The sequence below is a fragment of the Micromonospora sp. NPDC005237 genome (assembly GCF_040607775.1).
GTDB lineage: Bacteria > Actinomycetota > Actinomycetes > Mycobacteriales > Micromonosporaceae > Micromonospora.
The window spans coordinates 812,935-832,080 of record NZ_JBEXHJ010000002.1 but is presented as its reverse complement, the minus strand read 5'-3'; the positions used below and the strand labels follow the sequence as shown (position 1 = coordinate 832,080).

Genomic DNA, 19,146 nt, shown 5'->3' with positions numbered 1-19,146 from the left:
ACCGCCGATCGATGCGGTGCCTAACATACGACGTCTGCTTATTAACGATCTTCGATAAGCGGCCTCCGCGGTACGACAGCTCGACACCTGCCGTACGGCTTCGGGGTCGAAAGCGGTTGGGGAGGCGAGTCAGATGTTCGGTAGAGGGAGTCATCGGCGCAGCACTGGCGAGGGCGGGCCGCGCCGCTGGTCATGGCGAAGCACGCGACGTCCGCGTCGGCTGACCGCTTCGGCGCTGGGAGGGGTGGTCCTGGCGGCGGCCGTGCTGACCGGGTTCGCCTCCCCCGCCCAGGCGGCAACCGCCATCACGATCAACGGCGGATCCGGTGGACGGGCGCTCGACGGGATCGGCGCGGTCAGTGGCGGTGGCGGCAACAGCAGGTTGCTGATCGACTACCCGGAGCCCCAGCGCAGTGACATCCTGGACTACCTGTTCAAGCCGGGCCGCGGCGCCGCCATGCAGCTACTGAAGACGGAGATCGGCGGGGACACGAACTCGACCTCCGGGGCGGAGCCCAGCCACGAGCACACCCGGGGCGCCATCAACTGCAACCGGGGCTACGAGTGGTGGCTGATGGAGCAGGCGCGGGCGCGCAACGCCAACATCGCCCTGGCGGGCCTGGCCTGGGGAGCGCCGGGCTGGATCGGGAACGGCAACTTCTGGTCCAACGACTCGATCGACTACCTGGTGGCCTGGCTGGACTGCGCGGCCACCCACGGGCTGACCATCAACTACCTCGGCGGGTGGAACGAGAAGGGCTACAACGCCACCTGGTACAAGAACCTGCGCTCGGCTCTCAACTCCCGCGGCTACAGCAGCGTGAAGATCGTCGCCTCGGACGACTTCGGCTGGGCCGCCGCCGACGAATCGCTGCGGGATCCAGCGTTCGCCAACGCCGTACAGGTCTTCGGCAGCCACTACGTCTGCGGATACCGCAGCGCCCAGTCCAGCTGCCCCAGCTCCAGCAACGCGGTGTCCACCGGCAAGTCGCTCTGGGCCAGCGAGAACGGCTCCGACGACTACAACGCCGGCGCGCAGGCCCTCGCCCGCGGCATCAACCGCGGCTACATCGACGGCAAGATGACCGGTTACATCAACTGGCCCGCCATCGCCGCCATCACGCCCAACATCCCCTGGGCGACCACGGGTGTGGCGGTGGCGCAGCAGCCCTGGTCCGGTGCCTACTCCATCGGCAAGAGCACGTGGGTGATGGCGCAGACCACGCAGTTCACCGCCCCGGGCTGGCGCTACCTCGACGGATCGACCGGCTACCTCGGCGGCAACCGCAACAACGGCAGCTACGTGTCGCTGAAGTCCACCAACAACAGCGACTACAGCACCATCATCGAGACGATGGACGCCGGCTCAGCGCAGACCCTCGACTTCACCGTCACCGGCGGGCTGTCCACCGGCGCCGTGCACGTCTGGTCGACGAACGTCCGGTCGAACAACACCGCCGACCACTTCGTCAGGGGCAGCGACATCACGCCGAGCGGCGGGCGTTTCTCGCTCACCGTCCAGCCCGGCTACGTCTACAGCATCACCACCACCACCGGGCAGGGTAAGAGCACGGCGGCCAGCCCGGCGGCGGGCAACCTGAAGCTGCCGTACAACGACACCTTCGACAGCTACGCCGTCGGGCGCGAGGCGAAGTACCTGATGGACCAGCAGGGCTCGTTCGAGATCGCCGGCTGCGGGGGTGGTCGCGCAGGCCAGTGCGTACGCCAGATGTCGGAGCAGACGCCAATCTTCTGGACGTCCGGCCAGGCCGAGCCGTACACGCTGCTGGGTGACCTGTCGTGGCGCAACTACACGGTCTCCTCGGACGTCATGCTGGAGAAGTCCGGCTACGCGCAGCTCATCGGACGCGCCAACACGTACAACCACCAGGGGCCGCAGAACCTCAACGGGTACTACTTCCGGGTGACCGACGGTGGCGCGTGGTCCATCCGGAGCAACAACACCAGCGGCAACTGGCGCACGCTGGCCAGCGGAAACACCTCCGCGCTGGGCACCGGGCGCTGGCACACCCTGTCGCTGACGCTCAACGGGAGCACCCTCACCGCGGCCATCGACGGCACCACCGTCGGAACGGTCTCCGACTCGACCTGGGTCGCCGGCCAGATCGGGTACGGCACGGGTCAGGGAGTCACCGCCCAGTTCGACAACCTCTCCATCACGCCGGTCGGCAACTCCGGTGAGCCGGGCGCGACCGGAGCGATCCGCGGCGCTGGCTCCAACCGGTGCCTGGACGTCAACGGGGCCAGCCAGGCCGACGGTTCGGTGGTGCAGATCTGGGACTGCAACGGCGGCGCCAACCAGCAGTGGACGCTCACCACGAGCAACCAACTGACCGTCTACGGCAACAAGTGCCTCGACGTACCGGGCACCGCCGCGGGGACCCGTGCGCGGATCTTGACCTGCAACGGCGGTAGCGGCCAACAGTGGCGGGTCAACGCCGACGGCACGATCACCGGGGTCGGATCGGGGCTCTGCCTGGACGTCAACGGCGCGGGCACCGCCAACGGCACCGCCGTCCAGATCTGGACCTGCACCGGTGGCAGCAATCAGCAGTGGATTCGCGGCTGAGCGGTAGGAGTCCGCACGAGGACCCGTACCCGATTCGCGACGGCCGGCCGCTCAACTGAGCGGCCGGCCGCCGTCCGTGCGGACAGCCGCCGCGCGGACTCCACGTCGGAGGGTCAGGACGTATCGTGTGGTGGCCGCGCCCCCGGTGTCACCCCCGAGGCGGCCGGCAGCCGTCACACGGGGAGGTCTGATGGCGCAGTTTCCCAGCGGCGACTTCGGCGCGGCGACCGAGCGGTTCGTCGCCTCCTGGTCGGCGGGCATCTCCGAGCGGGCCGCCCGGGCGCAGGAATTGTCCGAGCGGGTGGCGGCGCTGTCGGCGACCGCCGACGGTGCGGACGGCGCGGTCCAGGTGACCGTCGCCGCGTCCGGTGCCATGACCGACCTTCGACTCGACGACCGGGTGTTGCGGTGGCGGGCGGACGAGATCGCCGCCGAGGTGCTGGCGGTGATGCGCCGGGCGCAGGGGCGCCTGGCACCGCAGGTGGCGGAGGCCGCGGCGGAGACCGTCGGCGCCGATTCCGCACGTTCGCCCAGCACACCAACCGGCGGGTGGCCGAGTTCCGTTGGCAGCCGGGCCAGGCGGTGTCGCTGACCATCGTCGACCCCGAGTGGGGCGCGCTCGCACAGGACTTCTACGACAACGGTGTGCCGGTCGGCGCGGAGCGGGTGCCGCCGGAGGCCGGTCCGGACTTCATGCGCGCCCTGCTGCAACGCTTCCGGATGAGCTACTACAAGTTCGTGGACGAGAGCGGCTGAGCCGCCGCCGCACCGGTACGACAGCCGCTGCCTGAGCATCGGTACGCTGCACGGCGGCTTCGCGGTCTTCCCCGTACTCTGGCGACCGTCAGCGGGCGGCGGACCATGAGCCATCCGACGAAGTCGTACAGGAGAGGGGCGACCACGGCATGACGGCGGTATCGGGCCAGCGGTCGACTGCGGTGAGTGCCGGGGAGACGGCCGAGGAGGATCTGCGGGCGCTGTTCGGGCAGTCCATCGCCGTTTTCGCGTCGCTCGTGGGGCCGACGCATGTGGTGGAGACGGCGAACCCGGCGTTCTTCGCCACCATCGGTGAGGAACGGGCGCGCACCGGGGTCCCGATCGCCGAGCTGATGCCCGAGTTGGCCGGTCAGGGCTTCGTCGCTCTGCTGGACGAGGTCTACCGCACGGGTGAGCCCTACACCGGTCGGGACGCCCGGGTCGTGCTGGGGACCGGTCCGCACGCGCGGGAGGCGTTCTTCGACTTCACCTACGAGCCACGCCGCGACGCCAGCGGCACCGTGACCGGGATCCGCGTGATCGGTGTGGAGACCACGCAGGTCAAGCACGCCCAGCGGTTGATGGCCGAACACCGCGCCATGCTGGAGCAGATCGCCCGCCAGGCGCCCCTGGCCGAGGTGCTCGACGGAATGGCCCGCTGCATCGAAAACCTGGCGCCGGAGCAGGTGCTCGTCTCCGTGCTGCTCGCCGATCCGGACGGCCGGCATCTGCGCCACGGCGCCGCACCGAGCCTGCCCGAGTTCTACAACCAGGCCATCGACGGGATCGCCACCGGCGAGGGCGTCGGCTCGTGCGGCACCGCCGCGCACCGGCGGGAACCAGTCATCGTCACCGACATCGCCAACGACCCGTTCTGGGACGACTTCCGCGACCTGGCCGAGCGGGCCGGCCTCGCCGCCTGCTGGTCGATGCCGATCCTGGCCCGCGACGGCAGCCTGTTGGGCACCTTCGCCATGTACCACCGCACCCCGCGTGTCCCGCAGGACGCCGATCTCGCTCTGGCCCGGGTCTTCGCCGACACCGCGGCCCTGGCCATCGAACGCCACCACGTCGAGCAGGCGAAGACGGCCGCCGAAGCACGCGCCAAGGCCGCGCATGAGGAGCTGGCCAAGGCGGTACGCGCGGAGCGGCAGCTGCGCGCCGAGGCCGAGCAGCGCGCCACCGCCGCCGCGGAACTCGCCGACCGGATGCGCGCCGCCGCGGCCGCACAGGCCGCCCGACCGCACCCCGAGCACTGCCAGCTCGGCGGCGACCAGGGGTGCGCCGCACCAGCGAAGATCAAGATCGCCGATTCGTGGGGTGATGCGGCGTGGGGCTGCGAGGCCCACGTCGAGGAGGCCATCCTCAACGTGCGGTCGGTGTTCATCGCGAGCGAGGAGCTCGGCGGCCTGGCCGCCTACCTGAACCGCTGACCACCGGGGCACGCCAGCGACCACGCGCGACGCGTTGCGGTCAGGCCGCGACGGCCGCCCGGACGTCATCGTCGGCGGCGCGCAGCCGTACAGCGGCCTCCTCGGCCGTGCAGTGGGCGAGCAGCAGCACGATGGCCGTCTTGGCGTGCCCGTGCGCCGCCGCGAGCGCCCGCGCGGCCGTGTCGAGGTCGGTGTCGGCGGCCTCGGCGACGATCCGGCGTGCCCGGTCGACGAGCTTGGCGTTGGTGGCGTTCATGTCCACCATGAGGTTGCCGTAGACCTTGCCGAGCCGGGCCATCGTGGCGGTCGAGAGCATGTTGCAGACGAGCTTCTCGGCGGTGCCGGCCTTGAGCCGGGTGGAGCCGGTGAGCACCTCGGGGCCGGTGGGCACCTCGATGGCGACGTCGGCGTGCCGGCTGATCACGGCGTCGGTGTTGCAGGCCACGGAGACGGTCGCCGCGCCGCGCGCGCGGGCGTGATCCAACCCGCCGACCACGTACGGGGTACGGCCGCTGGCGGCGAGCCCGACCACCGTGTCGCGGGCGGTCAGGCCGACCGCGTCGAGGTCGGCGACGGCGCGGGTCGGGTCGTCCTCGGCGCCCTCGACGGCGACGCCGAACGCTCGTGCCCCGCCGGCGAGCAGACCGATGACCCGGTCGGGCGTCGTACCGAAGGTGGGTGGGATCTCGACGGCGTCGAGCATGCCGATCCGGCCGCTGGTGCCCGCGCCGAGGTAGATCAGCCGTCCGCCCTGGCGTAGCGACGCCACGATGACGTCGACGGCGGCGGCGATGTCCGGCACGGCCCGACGGACGGCGTCGGCGACCGAGCGGTCCTCGTCGTTCATCGCGAGAAGCAACTCGGTGGGAGACATCCGGTCGAGGTCGCTGGTCTTGTCGTTGCGGGTCTCGGTGCCGAGGGTGCTGAGGTCCATCCGGTGTTCGTTCCTCTCGCTGATGTTCAGCCGCCGAGTGCCACCGGGCGCGTCCTGCTGGGCCAACGCACCCTCTATCAGCAGGCTGAAACCACAGCGTAACCAGCCCGGACGGGCGCTGGCAAAAAGTTTCGCGTTAGTGTGGGCCAACGTCACTTATTGACAACCCGCTGGGTGGGGAGTGAACCGTGCGCCAACTCGACCTTGTCGTGATCGTGCTGTACCTCGTGGTGATCGCCTTCGTCGGACTGCGCCTGTCCGGCAAGCAGAAATCCGCCAAGGACTACTTCGTGGGCGAGGGCCGGCTGCCGTGGTGGACCGTCTCGTTCTCCGTGGTCGCCACCGAGACCAGCGTCCTGACCGTGATCAGCGTGCCGGGTGGCGCCTACAGCGGTCAGGGGTTCGGCAACGTCGAGCTGGCCCTGGGCTACGTCATCGGTCGCGTCGTCGTGGCCACGGTGCTCATCCCGCTCTACAAACGGGGTGGGTTCGTCAGCGCCTACCAGTACCTCGGTGAGCGGTTTGGCCTGAAACTTCAGGGTCTGGCGTCGGTCACGTTCGTCTTCACCCGCCTGCTCGCCGAGGGTGTCCGCCTGTTCGCCTCGGCCATCCCCATCAAGCTGCTCCTCGACGAGTTCGGCCTGCACGTCGGCTACCAGGCCATCATCGTGGTCCTCACGCTCATCACGGTGGTCTACACCTACCTCGGTGGCATCAAGGCGGTCATCTGGACCGACGCCATCCAGATGGGGCTGTACCTGGGCGGGGCGATCCTGGCCATCGCGGTGCTCAGCCACGCCGTCGGCTTCGACGGCTACTCGCAGGCGCTGGACGCCGGCAAGTTCCAGCTCTTCGACACCAACTTCACCCTCGCGCACGTGCTCACCAGCCCGTTCGCCCTGCCGACCGCGATCATCGGTGGTGCCATCTTCGCGATGGCCAGCCACGGGTCGGACCAGCTGATCGTCCAGCGCATCCTGTCCACCCGCACGCTGCGCGACGGGCAGAAGGCGATGATCTCCTCGGGCGTCTTCGTGGTCATCCAGTTCGCCGCGTTCTCCCTGGTCGGCGCGCTGCTGTGGTCGTACAACAAGGGTCAGACCTTCAAGGAACTCGGCCTGGCCAGCAGCGACAACCTCTACCCGAGCTTCATCCTGCACGCCCTGCCGGTCGGCATCTCAGGTCTGCTGGTGGCCGGCATCCTCGGCGCCGCGATGGGTTCGCTGTCGTCGGCGTTGAACTCGATGTCGAACTCCACCGTCGCCGACTTCATCCACAGCTTCTCGCGCAAGGTCCCGTCCGACGACGCGATGCTCCGGCTCGCCCGGGTGATGACCCTGGTCTGGGCGGTGCTGATGGCGATCTTCGCCTGCGCGTTCAGCTCCAGCACCGGAAACGTCTACCTGACCGGTCTGACCATCGCGGGCTACACCTACGGGGCGCTGCTCGGGGCCTTCCTGCTCGGCCGTCTGGTCAAGCGGGCCAACCAGGTCGACGCCTTCATCGCCTTCCTCGTCACCGTGGCGGTGATGACCTACATCGTCCGCTTCGTCAAGATCGATGTGACGACGGCGGGTACCACCACCGCGACCGCCATCGCCGCGCAGTGGCTGGTGCCGATCGGCGTCCTGATCACCCTGGTCGTCGGCGCGGTGTCGAGCCGGTTCCACCCGGCCCCGGAGACGCCGTACGACCATGGACGACGCGACGAGGTCGACGACGACGCCGCGACGGCACCCGCCGGCCGGGCGTGAAGGAGGACGCGATGCGCGTGATCGGCCTGATGTCCGGAACCTCCTACGACGGCATCGAAGCCGCCGCAGCCGAGTTCGACCTGAGCGGCGACACCCTGCGGATGCGACCGCTGGGCCGGCTCAGCCACCCGTACCCCGACCAGCTGCGCGCCCGGATCGCCGCGGCCCTGCCACCCGCGACGACCACCACCGAGGCGATCTGCGTGCTGGACACCGGCATCGGCCAGACCTTCGCCGAGGCGGGCGTGCGGGCGGTCGCGGAACTCTGCGGCGGCCGCGCCGACCTGGTCGTCTCGCACGGGCAGACCATGCACCACTGGGTCGAGGCGGGAACGGTCCGCGGCACCCTCCAGCTCGGTCAGCCGGCCTGGATCGCGGAGGCCACCGGCCTTCCGGTCGTGGCCGACCTGCGCAGCCGCGACGTCGCCGCCGGTGGCCAGGGCGCACCCCTGGTCGCCCTGTTCGACGCGCTGCTGCTGCGCGGCCTGCCCGGCGTCCCCGCCGCGCTGAACCTGGGCGGCATCGCCAACATCACCGTCGTCGCGCGGGACGCGGATCCCCTCGCGTTCGACACCGGGCCGGCCAACGCGCTCCTCGACGTCGCCGTCCGCCACTTCAGCGGCGGCGTCGAGGAGTACGACCGGGACGGGCGCGGCGCGGCGGCCGGGCAGATCAACCCGGTCCTGCTGCGGCGGCTGCTCGACGAGCCGTACTACCGGCAGCCCGGCCCGAAGAGCACCGGCAAGGAGCTGTTCCACCTGCCGTACCTGCTCGCCGCCCTCGCCGACGCCCCCACGCCGGAGCCGAACGACGTGCTGGCCACGCTCACCCGGCTGACGGCGGTCACGGTGGCCGACGCCTGCCGCGAGCACGGCGTCACCCGCCTCGTCGTCTCCGGCGGCGGCGCGCACAACCCGACGCTGCTGCGGATGATCAGCGACGAGCTGCCGGACGTCCACCTGACGTCCAGCGACGAGGTGGGTGTCGCGTCCGACGCCAAGGAGGCACTGGCCTTCGCGCTGCTGGGCTACCTGACCGTGCACGGGCTGCCGGGCACCCTGCCCTCGGGCACCGGCGCACGGCACGCCTCGGTGCTCGGCAGCATCACCCCCGGCCGCCAACCGCTGCAGCTGCCGGCGCCGGTCGACACCGCCCCCGAGCGGATGCTGATCGTCGCCGACTGACCACCCCTTCCCGGGAGGATTCGCCCATGAGCACCGTCGTTCCCGTGCCGAGCGCCGCCGGCGTCCGCGCCCGCGAGGTCGCCGAGTTGCTGCGCTCGCGCCTCGACGATCCGACCCGGGCCAGCGCCGAGCTGCCCCGGAGGCTGGCGGCGGCGCACGACGCCTCGCCGTACCTGTTCGAGCCGCAGGCCGTGGTCCGCGCGGCCTCGGCGGCCGAGGTGGGCGCGCTGATGGTCGGCGCCCGGGAGGCCGGCGTGCCGCTGACCCTGCGCGGTGGCGGCACCAGCCTCGCCGGGCAGGCCGGCGGCGCGGGCGTGCTGGTCGACGTGCGCACCGACTGGCGGCACGCCGAGGTGCTCGACGACGGCCTCCGCATCCGGCTCCAGCCGGGCCTGACGATCCGGCAGGCCAACGCCCGGCTGGCCCGCTACGGCCGCCGGCTCGGACCGGACCCGGCCAGCGAGTCCGCCTGCACGGTGGGCGGCATGGTGGCCAACAACTCCAGCGGGATGACCTGCGGCACCACCGACAACGCGTACCGCACCATGGAGTCGCTGCGCTTCGTCCTCCCGTCCGGCACCGTCGTCGACTCCGCCGCGCGCGACGCCGACGACCGGCTGCGCGCCGCCGAGCCCGAGCTGCACGCCGGGCTGCTGCGCCTGCGCGACCGGGTGCGCGCGACGCCGGGGTCGCGGGCCACGATCGAGCGGCTGTTCGCCATGAAGAACACCATGGGGTACGGACTGAACTCGCTGCTCGACCACGACAGCCCGGTCGAGATGCTGGCCCACCTGATGATCGGCAGCGAGGGCACGCTCGGCTTCGTGGCCGAGGCCGTCTTCCGGACCGTCGAGATCCACCGACATGCCGCCACCGGCCTGCTGATCCTGCCCGGTCTCAGCGCCGCCACCGACGCGCTGCCCGCGCTGCTCGCCGCCGGCGCGCGTACCGCCGAACTGCTCGACGCCGCCGCGCTGCGGGTCAGCCAGCGCGACCCCGACGCGAGCCCGGCCCTGCGCGGGCTGACGGTCGTCGGGCACGCCGCGCTGCTGGTGGAGTTCGCCGAGGACACCGCGGAGCGGCTGGCCGCGACGCTGGCCGACGCCCAGCCCGTGCTCGACCGGCTGCCCGCCGTCACCGGCACCGAGCTGACCCACGACCCGCGCGAGCGGGCCAAGCTCTGGCACCTGCGCAAGGGCCTCTACACGGCGGTCGCCGGCGCCCGCCCGCCCGGCACCACGGCCCTGCTGGAGGACGTCGCCGTGCCGATGCCGCGCCTCACCGGCACCTGCGACGGGCTGATCCGCCTGTTCGAGCGGCACGGCTACCCCGACGCGGTGATCTTCGGACACGCCCGCGACGGCAACCTGCACTTCATGCTGACCCAGTCCTTCGACACACCGGCCGAGATCGACCGCTACGCCCGGTTCACCGACGACATGGTCGACCTCGTGCTCGCCGAGGGGGGAACACTCAAGGCCGAGCACGGCACCGGTCGCGCCATGGCGCCCTTCGTCCGGCGACAGTACGGCGACGAGCTGTACGACGTGATGCGCGAGCTGAAGCGGTTGTGCGACCCGAGCGGCCTGCTCAACCCCGGCGTGCTGCTCAACGACGACCCGACGGTGCACCTGCGGCAGCTCAAGGCCGTCCCGACAGTCGATGCGGAGCTGGACGCCTGCGTGGAGTGTGGCTACTGCGAACCGGTCTGCCCCACCGCCGACGTCACCACCACGCCCCGACAGCGCATCGTCCTGCAACGGCAGATCGCCCTCGCCACGGCCGCCGGGGACGAGGAACGCCGCCGGGAGCTGACCGCCGACTACGACTACGCCGCGGTGGACAGCTGCGCCGCCGACAGCCTCTGCGTCACCGCCTGCCCGGTCGGCATCGACACCGGCGCGGCGATGAAGCGGCTGCGCGCGGAGCGGCACAGCCCACTCGCCCAGCGCACCGCCCGCGGTGTCGCCCGGCACTGGAAGGGCGCCGTGGCCGGCGTCCGGGTCGGGCTGAACGCCGCACACGCCGTGCCGACACCGCTGACCCGCGCCGCCACCGGGGTGATCCGTGCACTCGGCGCCACCGAACTCGTACCACAGTGGAGCGCCGACATGCCGCGCGCCGGCGGGCCCCGCCCCGAGCCACGCAGCGCGCCGGACGCACGGGCGGTGTTCTTCGCGGCGTGCATCGGCAGCGTCTTCGCACCGGAGGACGGCCCGTCCGGCGGCTCGGCGGCGGCGTTCTTGCGCCTGTGCGAGCTGGCGCGGGTGCCGGTGGTCGTGCCGGCCGAGACGGCGGGCCTGTGCTGCGGGACGCCCTGGCAGTCCAAGGGCTACCCCGCCGGCCACCGCGAGATGGCCGAGCGGACCCTGGCCGCGCTGTGGACGGCCAGCGACCAGGGCCGCCTGCCCATCGTGTGCGACGCGTCGTCCTGCACCCACGGGCTGACCCAGCTGACCGCCGCGCTGGCCGAAAAAGACCGGGCACGGTACGCCGCTCTGCGCTTCGTCGACAGCGTCACCTTCACCGCCGAACACCTCCTGCCGGCGCTGCCCGAACCCCGGCGTCTGGGCTCGCTGGCCCTGCACCCCACGTGCTCCACCGTGCACCTCGGCGGCATCGACGACCTGCACACCGTGGCCCGGGCGGTCGCCGACACCGTGACCGTGCCGGACAGCTGGGGATGCTGCGCGTTCGCCGGAGACCGGGGGCTGCTGCATCCGGAGGTCACCAGCGGCGCCACCGCCGCGCAGGCCGCCGAGGTCAACCAACGCGACCACGACGCGTACGCCTCCTGCAACCGCACCTGCGAGATGGGCATGAGCCGGGCCACCGGGCAGTCGTACCGGCACGTGCTCCAGGTGCTCGTCGAGGCGATCGAGCCGCCGGCCTAGCCCGTCACTGCTGCTCAGCCCTCTGCCGTCCCAGAGCGTTCAGTTCGGCAGCCCGCGCCTTTTGGATCCGGCCGGCGAGGGTCTTCACCTCCGGGCTGCCTCCGGCGGTCTGTTCGCCCCGGCACAGCACGACGGTCTGCGCGAGGTGCGCCCGGATCAGACCGACGGCCCGGGACCGCACCTCGGCCTCGGGAGCGGCGCGCAGCTCGGCGAGAGCGGCCTCGGTGACCATGCCGGGCATCTGATGCCCCGCATGGATGTTCTGTTCCGGCATGTTGCCGGCGGCCAGCAGCCTGCGCAGTTCCACCGACTCGGCCCGGTGCGCCGCCCGGATGTCGCCGAGGACGGCGCGCAGCGCAGGGTCGGCGGCCGACGGACGATCGTCGAGGGCGTCGATCAACGCGAGCGCACCCTCGTTCATCGGGAGCAGCAGCTGGATGAAGGCGTCATCGGTGCCGTTGAGCAGTACCGGCGGAGTCGGCGCGGGAGCGGCTGACGCGGGCGCGGCGGTCCGGTCGGTGCGGCCCGCATCCCGGGTCAGACCGACGGCCAGCGCCGTCGCGGCCAGCGTCGCGACGACGCCGACGATCCGCCCAGCCCGCCCGGACAGCCCGGCCCGCCCGTTCAACGCGCGGCCTGGAACGCGCGGCCGATCACTGTCGGCGTGGTGCCGTCGCTGAACAACCCGGACCGGTCCTTGTCGGTGGCGGGGAGGCCGAACCAGGCGTATCGCTGCACGTAGGAGAGTTGGCCGAGCATGCCGGCAGCCGCGGTGAGGAAGGCCGCCTGCTGCTCCTGGCTCGGAAACTGTTGACGCCCGCCGCCGTAGCGGATCAGAGCGAACTCGGTCAGCCAGATCGGCTTCCGGTACCGCTGGTGGACGGCCTGCAGGTACTGCCGAAGCTGGTTCAACGCCGCCGCGGTCGTGAAGTCGGCGCCGTACCAGTGCAGGGTGATGAAGTCCACCCGGTGACCTCGGGCCTCGGCGCCGGTCATGAACCGGTCCAGCCAACCCTGCGGGTCCGGGCCGCCCCAGGCGACCGCCGGGCTGCCCAGCCTGCTGCCCGTCGCCATCAGTTGCGGCCACAGGTCCAGGGCCTGCTCGACTGTCATGTTCGCCTGTTCGGGCAGGTCCGGCTCGTTGAAGGTGAGCAGGTACGGCCCGGCGGCTCTGGCCCGGGCCAGCTCCGCGGCGGTGACGTTCTCCGCGCTGCGGATCATGGGTACGAACGTCGCGCCGCGCGGAGTGCTGATCCCCGGGTGCTGGGTGCCCCAGGTGTAGTACCAGCCGGCCTTCGAGCTGGCCAACGCCTGGCTCGCTCCGGCGAAGTTCCACACCCCGACGCCCTTGCGCGCGGAGCTGACCGCCGCCGGTGCAACCGGGGCCTTCGACGTGGGGCGCGCGCTCGGTGACGGCGCGCTGCTCGGGGAGGCGGACGCGGGAGCGACGGTGGTGGGCGCCGCGGGCGGCGGGACGGCCCAGGAGGGCCCGGCGGCCGGATCGTCCGGCAGCACCACCACCACCGTGGTGATCGCGAGGACCGCGGCAACCACTCCGGCGGCCAGGTAAGGAACCACACCACGGGGCGCGTGCACCGCAAGCTCGGCGACGCCCGGGGGATGCGGTCCGACGGCCGGCGCGGCGGCCGGGGGCACGGTCGCGCTCGGGACGTGGGCGCTGATGCCGGCCGGCAGTGGCAGCATCGGCATCCCGGCGAGCAGCCTGTCGATCGGCAGGAACGTGGTGCCCAGGTGCCCGCAGAACGCGCAGTCACGGATGTGTCGGACCAGCCGCTTGCGCCACAGCGGGCTGGGAGTGCCGTCCCACTCGGCCGCCACCGCGCGCAGGTCCGGGCAGCCAGGGCGGGCACGCAGGGCGCGGACGACGCCCCGGGCGCTCTGGATCTGCTCCTTCATCCGGTGGATGCGCACCGCGACGTGTCCCGGCGACAGACTCGCGGCCTCGGCGATCTCGGCACGCGTCAGCTCGCCGGTCTCCTCCAGCCACCAGAGCGAGAGCAGTTCCTGGTCGTCCGGGTCGAGCCAGCGGGTCGCTTCGGCGACCTCACGTCGTTGGTCGGTGAGGCCGAGCCGGAGGATCGTCATCCCGGCGAAGTCGGAGGCGGGGTCGGGCACGTTGTGGATCGCGTCGAGCCCGGCGTCCCGGTTGAGGGCGATGCGGCGACGCTGGTCCCAGTCGCGCACCTGACGGATGGTGATCGCCACGAGCCAGGACCGGTACGCCGCCGGGTCGTTGAGCGCGGGCAGGTGCCGGATCACCCGTACCAACGTCTCCTGGACCACGTCGTCGACGTCGGCGTGGCCGCGGAGCGCACGCCCGACGATGTTGTAGACCAGCGGAAGCGAGGCCGCCACGACGTCGTCGAGAGCGCGCCGGTCGCCCTGTCGAGCCGCGACGACCAGCCCGGGATCGGGTGCTGCCCGACCGGCTGACGACATGGATCCCACTCCTCCCGCGCTCGGTCCGGTCAGCGCGCGTGCGCGCTGACCGCCTCGTGATCGGAGACGAGCGGCGGCGGGTCAGATTACGGTTTTCTCCTCCGGTCGGCCGGGCCGGTCGGCCGGCGCGCCGGACTCGGCCTCGAAGGGGGTACGCAGGCGGGTCATGGACGCGGCACTGACGTCCGCGGCCGGACTGCGCTCGTCGTCGACGACCCTGCCCCCCTCGATGGTGAAGGGGTTGCGGGCGGAGGTCATATCGGGCACGAGGTGCTCCAAAAGATGTGCACGGCAGCGCTCGACTCAGTCATCGGCAGCTTCGAAGCCGTGGGAGGCGGAGGGGCGGGCCCGGCGATGGGCCATCGGTGCCCGCACCCACAGCCTAGCGGCAGGGGACGACCGGCGGGTGCTGGACCAACGCCACCGGCGGATGACCAGCGGTTTCCGCCCCAGCCGAGGCGGGGCCGTGAACTGTCCGACTCCCCCTGCCGGGTCGGGCCGGCACGGCTACGGTCGAGATTGCGGAAGCCGTCCCCCGACCAGGGTTCGGTGTGGTGCGAACGGACAGGACAGCCATGACGGTTCAGATCGATCTCGCCGGCAGGACCGCGCTGGTGACGGGCTCGACCCAGGGAATCGGCGCCGCCATCACGGTCGGGCTCGCCCGCGCGGGGGCCCGGGTGGCCGTGAACGGCCGTACCGCCGCCTCGGTCGAGCGCGCGGCCACGGCGCTGCGCGGCGAGGTCCTCGGCGCCGAGGTCGTCGAGGTGGACGCCGACGTGTCGACCGACGACGGTACGGCCCGCGCGCTCGACCTCCTGCCCAGCGTCGACATCCTGGTCAACAATCTCGGCGTCTTCGGCCCCACTCCGGCGCTGGAGATCTCGGACGACGAGTGGCGTCGCTACTTCGAGGTGAACGTGCTGGCCGGCGTCCGGCTGACCCGCGCCTACCTGCCCGGGATGATGGAACGCGACTGGGGGCGGGTGCAGTACATCGCCAGTGACTCGGCGGTCGCCATCCCCGCCGAGATGATCCACTATGGCGTGTCGAAGACGGCTCTGCTCGGCGTCTCGCGCGGGTTCGCGAAGGCCGCCGCCGGCACCGGCGTGACCGTCAACTCGGTGCTGGCCGGGCCGACCCACACCGGGGGCGTGGAGGACTTCGTGGCCGAACTCGTCGGCGACAGCCTGCCGTGGGACGAGGCGCAGCGGGAGTTCATGCGGCTGCACCGGCCGCAGTCGCTGCTCCAGCGGCTCATCGAGCCCGAGGAGATCGCCAACATGGTCGTCTACCTCGCCTCTCCGCTCGCCTCCGCGACGACGGGCGCGGCGGTCCGGGTCGACGGCGGCTACGTGGACGCGATCGTCCCGTAACGGCCGGCTCAGAGCTGGACGACGTGGCCGACCCGAGGCGGCGTACGACCGGCGAGGACGTCGAGCCACGCGTGTCGCAGCGCCTCGGGACCGTTGCCGACCCGCACGTCGAGCCACCCGCTCACCGCCGGGACGAACCGCTGCCAGGCGTCGGTGAACCGCCTGTCGAGCCCGTCGCGGCCCCAGTCCCGGCTGCGCTTGCGCATCTGCACCGGCGCGAAGAAGACCTCCCCGGCGGCGTCCGCGTTCGGCGTCTGGTTGGTGAGCCCGACCGCGATGTCCCGGACGAGCCGGTCGCCGAGGTGAGCGCGCAGCGCGGTCCGGGTCGCGGGGGCTCCGGACAGGTCGAGGTACACGGTGGCGACCGCGTCGAGGGCGTCGATGTCGTCGTACGCGACGACGTCGTCATAGCAGCCGAGTGACCGTGTGAACGCGACGTTGCCGGGCGAGGTGAGCCCGACCAGTCGCGGGCCGCGACCGTGCAGTTCGGACGCGGCAGCGTACGCGGTCTTGCTCGACGCCGATGACAGAACGATCGACCGCGCGCCGTAGAAGTCGTTGTCGACGACCTGGTCGGCCAACATGAACGAGGTGAAGAACAGCGGCCGGAAGAGGATCAGCAGGTCCTCCTGCCCGGCCTGGTAGACCGGGTCTGAAGTGGTCGACCGGTACGCGTTGTACGGCGAGGGCAGCTCGGCCCGGTGCGGGCTCGCGTCGCGGAACCCGGACGCGTCCACCCGGTCCGGCCGGACCACCAGGTGGCCGGCGGGCGGCAGGTAACCGTAGACCCGTTGGCCGACCTCGACCCCGGCAACCGCCGAGGCGAGCACGTCGGCGAAGCCCCACAGCGGCGGAAGCCCCCACTGCGGCCCGAGCCCTTGGGGGCCGGGCGGAAAGAACTCCCAGTAGCGCATCGCGTCGCCGAGCACCGCGTAGGTCACGTTGTTGGCGGTGAGGCCGACGCGGTCGACGCGCAGCAGCGCCGCGCCGTCGGGCAGCGCGGGCGCCTCGGCGTCGGCGAGCGTGGTCTGGCGCAGGTCGGCACGGGCCACGGCGAAGGTCCACGAGTCAGCCATGGTGTGACGCTAGACAGCCCCGAAATCGGAAACAAGTGCACTGGGAGTGCAAAATCCCACTCGGCGGTCAGGGCTGGGGCGCGGTGACGTGCCGCAGGTGGCCCAACGGCAGGTGCGGGGGCTGCCACTCCAGGAACAGGGCCGTGGCGTCGTCGTCGAGCTGCTCGTCCTGGTACGCGAGGACGGCGCGCACCAGGCGGCGCATCGTCTCCGGGCTGGGCAGCCCGTCGTTGAGGGCACGGTTGACGAAGTCGACGAGCCGGTCCAGCCCGAACCGCTCCCCGTCGATGCTCTTCGCGTCGGTGATGCCATCGGTGTAGGCGAGGATGCGGTCGCCGGGGTGCAGCTCCTCCTCGTACACCTGGGGCCGCGCCTCTGACAGGTGGCCCAGGCCGAGCGGCAGCGCGGTCGGCCCCGGCAGCTCCCGGATGGCCTTGCCGTCGCGCAGCAGCAGGGCGCCGGGGTGCCCCGCGTTGATGATCCGGAGCCGACCGGTGCGCCGGTCCAGTTCGGCGAGCAGCGCGGTCGCGAAGTAGCTGGGGTGTTCGGAGCGCACCCACCGGTCGATGCTGATGGCCGTGTCGACGAGGTCGAGGCCGGACCGGCGGGCGTTGCGGTACGCGCTGACCGCCAGCGAGGCCAGGGTGCTCGCCTTGATGCCGTGCCCGCAGGTGTCGAAGAGCCCGAGGCTGAGCACGTCGCCGTTCAGCGCGTAGTCGAAGATGTCGCCGCCGACGTCGTAGCACGGTTCGAGGATCGCGGTGACCACCAGGTCGTCGGTCGCGAAGGTCAGCGGCGGCAGCAGCCCCCACACGATCTCGGCGGCGACCTGCATCGGCAGGCGTCGCCGCATCCGCTCGACGACATCGCCGTAGAGCCGGCGGTTCACCAGGACCTGGGCGACGTTGACCGCCAACTCCCAGGCCGGCCCGTCCAGCGCCGTGTCGGCGGCGGCCGGCGACACGACCTCCAGCACACCCAGCCGCTCGCAGCCGAGCAGCAGCGGCACCCAGAGCCGATCCGGGTTGTCGGCGGCACGCTGCACCTCGAGGGTGGTGAACGCCCGACCGGCCAGGGTCGTGTCGATCGTCAGCTCGTCCCGGGCGAGGCCGGCGCCCAGCAGGGGCACGAGACAGGACTGGTTGTAGTCGGCCAGATAGATCACGATCTCGGTGGCACCGATTGCCGGCGCGGCCCGGGTGACCAGAAGCGCCAACTCGTCCGGCCCGCCCCGGGGTGCGTTGAGCTGCAACCAACGCGCCGCGTCGCCGGCGTCGACCAAGCTCCACCTCCCGTGTCCTGACCACCGTAGAAGCCCGGCGGCGAACTGCCAACGTACGGAGCCCGCACGAGACGAGGGACTCCCTGCAGCCGCCCGGCCTCGGTGCGCGACCGAGAGGCGAATGCCGGTCAGCTGCGGCCATATTGAGCGTTAAGGAAACTTTGAGGCATTAGATGTGCAAAAGTCCAATGCGTCCCATCTGCGGTTCGGAGTGCGGCTGTCAACCGCCGACTCGGCCGGCGTCCGGTGAGACGCATTCATGAAAGGGCATATCGTGACAACCACACTATTGCGCCGACCTCGACGCGCGGTCATGTCCGCGTTGACGGCCGTCGCCGCCGGCGGAGCGGCAGTCGCCGTCCTCATCTTCAGCGGCACCGGCGCGAGCGCGGCCGAGGCGCCGGTCAACCTCGGAACGGCGGCGAACTTCTCCGTGCTGGCGGGCTCGACGGCCACCAACACCGGGCCGAGCTTCCTGGCGCAGAGCCTCGGCGTCAGCCCCGGCAACACCGCACCCGGCTTTCCGCCCGGCATCGTCGGCGGGGAGATCCACCTCGGCGACGCCGTGGCACTGCAGGCCAAGAACGATCTGACCACCGCGTACAACGACGCCGCCGGCCGGACGCCGTTCACCAACCTGCCCGCCGAGCTGGGCGGCACCACACTGACTCCGGGCGTCTACCGGATCGGCGCCGCACAGCTGACCGGGACGTTGACGCTCAACAGTCAGAACGACCCGGCGGCGGTGTTCATCTTCCAGATCGACTCCACCCTCATCACCGCCTCGAACAGCAGCGTGGTGTTCATCAACGGCGCCTCGCCCTGCAACGTCTACTGGCAGGTGGGCAGCTCGGCCACGATCGGCACCGGCACCCGCTTCATGGGCAACATCCTGGCCCAGACCTCGATCACCATGAACACCGGCGCCACCCTCCAGGGCCGCGCCCTGGCACAGACCGGGGCGGTCACCCTCGACACCAACACCATCAACGCGCCCGTCTGCCTTCAGCCGACGGGAACCCCCACGTCGACCCCGACCGGGACACCGACCGGCACGCCCACCAGCACCCCGACCGGGACGCCAACCGGCACGCCAACCGGGACCCCGACCGGCACGCCGACCGGCACCCCGACCGGGCAGCCCACCGGGACACCGACCGGGCAGCCCACGGGCACCCCGACCGGCCAGCCAACGCTGGTCCCCACCCGCACCGAGTTGCCCGTCACCGGCGGTAGGGGCGGCGGCGGCCTGCTGCCCGCCCTGACCGCGGTCGGCAGCATCGCCGTCGCCAGCGGCGCAGCCCTGCTGCTCCTTCTGCGCCGACGCCGACAGCTCGAGTCCTGAACAGGTGCCCCGGCGGCCGGTTGACCGGCCGCCGGGGCCACCCCCCCCCAGGCGCACCATTG

General features: G+C 71.8%; 15 protein-coding genes. 9 read left to right on the top strand and 6 right to left on the bottom strand.

The window, feature by feature from the left end:
• Positions 1-133 precede the first annotated feature (133 nt).
• The 4 genes from ABZT87_RS08855 to ABZT87_RS08840 all read left to right on the top strand — a co-directional run bounded on the left by ABZT87_RS08855 (position 134) and on the right by ABZT87_RS08840 (position 4,779).
• Positions 134-2,590, top strand: a complete 2,457-nt coding sequence (locus ABZT87_RS08855) for a ricin-type beta-trefoil lectin domain protein (RefSeq protein ID WP_355066610.1) — start codon at positions 134-136, stop codon at positions 2,588-2,590.
• Between the two features lie 190 nt (positions 2,591-2,780).
• Complete coding sequence (locus ABZT87_RS08850; protein WP_355134558.1) at positions 2,781-3,182, top strand: YbaB/EbfC family nucleoid-associated protein; 402 nt, start codon at positions 2,781-2,783, stop codon at positions 3,180-3,182.
• Entirely contained in the window at positions 3,140-3,346 is a 207-nt protein-coding gene (locus ABZT87_RS08845) for a hypothetical protein (protein WP_355066612.1), read from the top strand. Before ABZT87_RS08850 ends, ABZT87_RS08845 begins: the two co-directional genes overlap by 43 nt.
• A 182-nt stretch (positions 3,347-3,528) precedes the next feature.
• The gene (locus tag ABZT87_RS08840) at positions 3,529-4,779 is read left to right on the top strand and encodes a GAF domain-containing protein (RefSeq protein WP_354855603.1); all 1,251 of its coding nucleotides are present in this window, start codon (positions 3,529-3,531) and stop codon (positions 4,777-4,779) included.
• A gap of 40 nt (positions 4,780-4,819) precedes the next feature.
• Here ABZT87_RS08840 and murQ read toward each other — a convergent pair whose 3' ends face one another.
• Entirely contained in the window at positions 4,820-5,713 is an 894-nt protein-coding gene (murQ, locus tag ABZT87_RS08835) for an N-acetylmuramic acid 6-phosphate etherase (protein WP_355134556.1), read from the bottom strand.
• Between the two features lie 188 nt (positions 5,714-5,901).
• On the opposite strand from murQ, the gene ABZT87_RS08830 reads away from it, so the two are divergent.
• From ABZT87_RS08830 to ABZT87_RS08820, 3 genes are read left to right on the top strand one after another with little or no spacing between them, the layout of a single operon-like run.
• Entirely contained in the window at positions 5,902-7,467 is a 1,566-nt protein-coding gene (locus ABZT87_RS08830; RefSeq protein WP_354855601.1) for a sodium:solute symporter, read from the top strand.
• A gap of 11 nt (positions 7,468-7,478) precedes the next feature.
• Positions 7,479-8,651 carry an anhydro-N-acetylmuramic acid kinase gene (locus tag ABZT87_RS08825; protein WP_355134554.1) on the top strand — a complete coding sequence of 391 codons (1,173 nt, stop codon included), beginning with the start codon at positions 7,479-7,481 and terminating at the stop codon, positions 8,649-8,651.
• A gap of 26 nt (positions 8,652-8,677) precedes the next feature.
• On the top strand, positions 8,678-11,545 hold the full coding sequence (locus ABZT87_RS08820; RefSeq protein WP_355134552.1) for an FAD-binding and (Fe-S)-binding domain-containing protein: 2,868 nt from the start codon (positions 8,678-8,680) through the stop codon (positions 11,543-11,545).
• Between the two features lie 4 nt (positions 11,546-11,549).
• On the opposite strand, the gene ABZT87_RS08815 is transcribed toward ABZT87_RS08820, so the two are convergent.
• The 3 genes from ABZT87_RS08815 to ABZT87_RS08805 form a co-directional block, all read right to left on the bottom strand.
• Positions 11,550-12,173 (bottom strand): DUF305 domain-containing protein, encoded by a 624-nt coding sequence (locus ABZT87_RS08815; RefSeq protein ID WP_354855598.1) that lies wholly within the window; start codon positions 12,171-12,173, stop codon positions 11,550-11,552.
• Complete coding sequence (locus tag ABZT87_RS08810) at positions 12,170-14,005, bottom strand: sigma-70 family RNA polymerase sigma factor (RefSeq protein WP_355134550.1); 1,836 nt, start codon at positions 14,003-14,005, stop codon at positions 12,170-12,172. Before ABZT87_RS08810 ends, ABZT87_RS08815 begins: the two co-directional genes overlap by 4 nt.
• A gap of 81 nt (positions 14,006-14,086) precedes the next feature.
• On the bottom strand, positions 14,087-14,272 hold the full coding sequence (locus ABZT87_RS08805; RefSeq protein ID WP_355134628.1) for a hypothetical protein: 186 nt from the start codon (positions 14,270-14,272) through the stop codon (positions 14,087-14,089).
• A gap of 308 nt (positions 14,273-14,580) precedes the next feature.
• Here ABZT87_RS08805 and ABZT87_RS08800 point away from each other — a divergent pair, with 308 nt between their 5' ends.
• A complete protein-coding gene (locus tag ABZT87_RS08800; protein ID WP_355134548.1) occupies positions 14,581-15,381 on the top strand; it encodes an SDR family oxidoreductase in 801 nt (266 codons plus the stop codon).
• Between the two features lie 8 nt (positions 15,382-15,389).
• Here the strand turns inward: ABZT87_RS08800 and ABZT87_RS08795 are convergent, their stop codons facing one another.
• Both ABZT87_RS08795 and ABZT87_RS08790 read right to left on the bottom strand, forming a co-directional pair.
• Positions 15,390-16,457: a DUF2855 family protein gene (locus tag ABZT87_RS08795; RefSeq protein ID WP_355134546.1), complete on the bottom strand. Its 1,068-nt coding sequence runs from the start codon at positions 16,455-16,457 to the stop codon at positions 15,390-15,392.
• 67 nt (positions 16,458-16,524) lie between these two features.
• The gene (locus tag ABZT87_RS08790; RefSeq protein WP_355134544.1) at positions 16,525-17,739 is read right to left on the bottom strand and encodes a PP2C family protein-serine/threonine phosphatase; all 1,215 of its coding nucleotides are present in this window, start codon (positions 17,737-17,739) and stop codon (positions 16,525-16,527) included.
• A gap of 274 nt (positions 17,740-18,013) precedes the next feature.
• Here ABZT87_RS08790 and ABZT87_RS08785 point away from each other — a divergent pair, with 274 nt between their 5' ends.
• Complete coding sequence (locus ABZT87_RS08785) at positions 18,014-19,084, top strand: ice-binding family protein (protein ID WP_355134542.1); 1,071 nt, start codon at positions 18,014-18,016, stop codon at positions 19,082-19,084.
• Positions 19,085-19,146 lie beyond the last annotated feature (62 nt).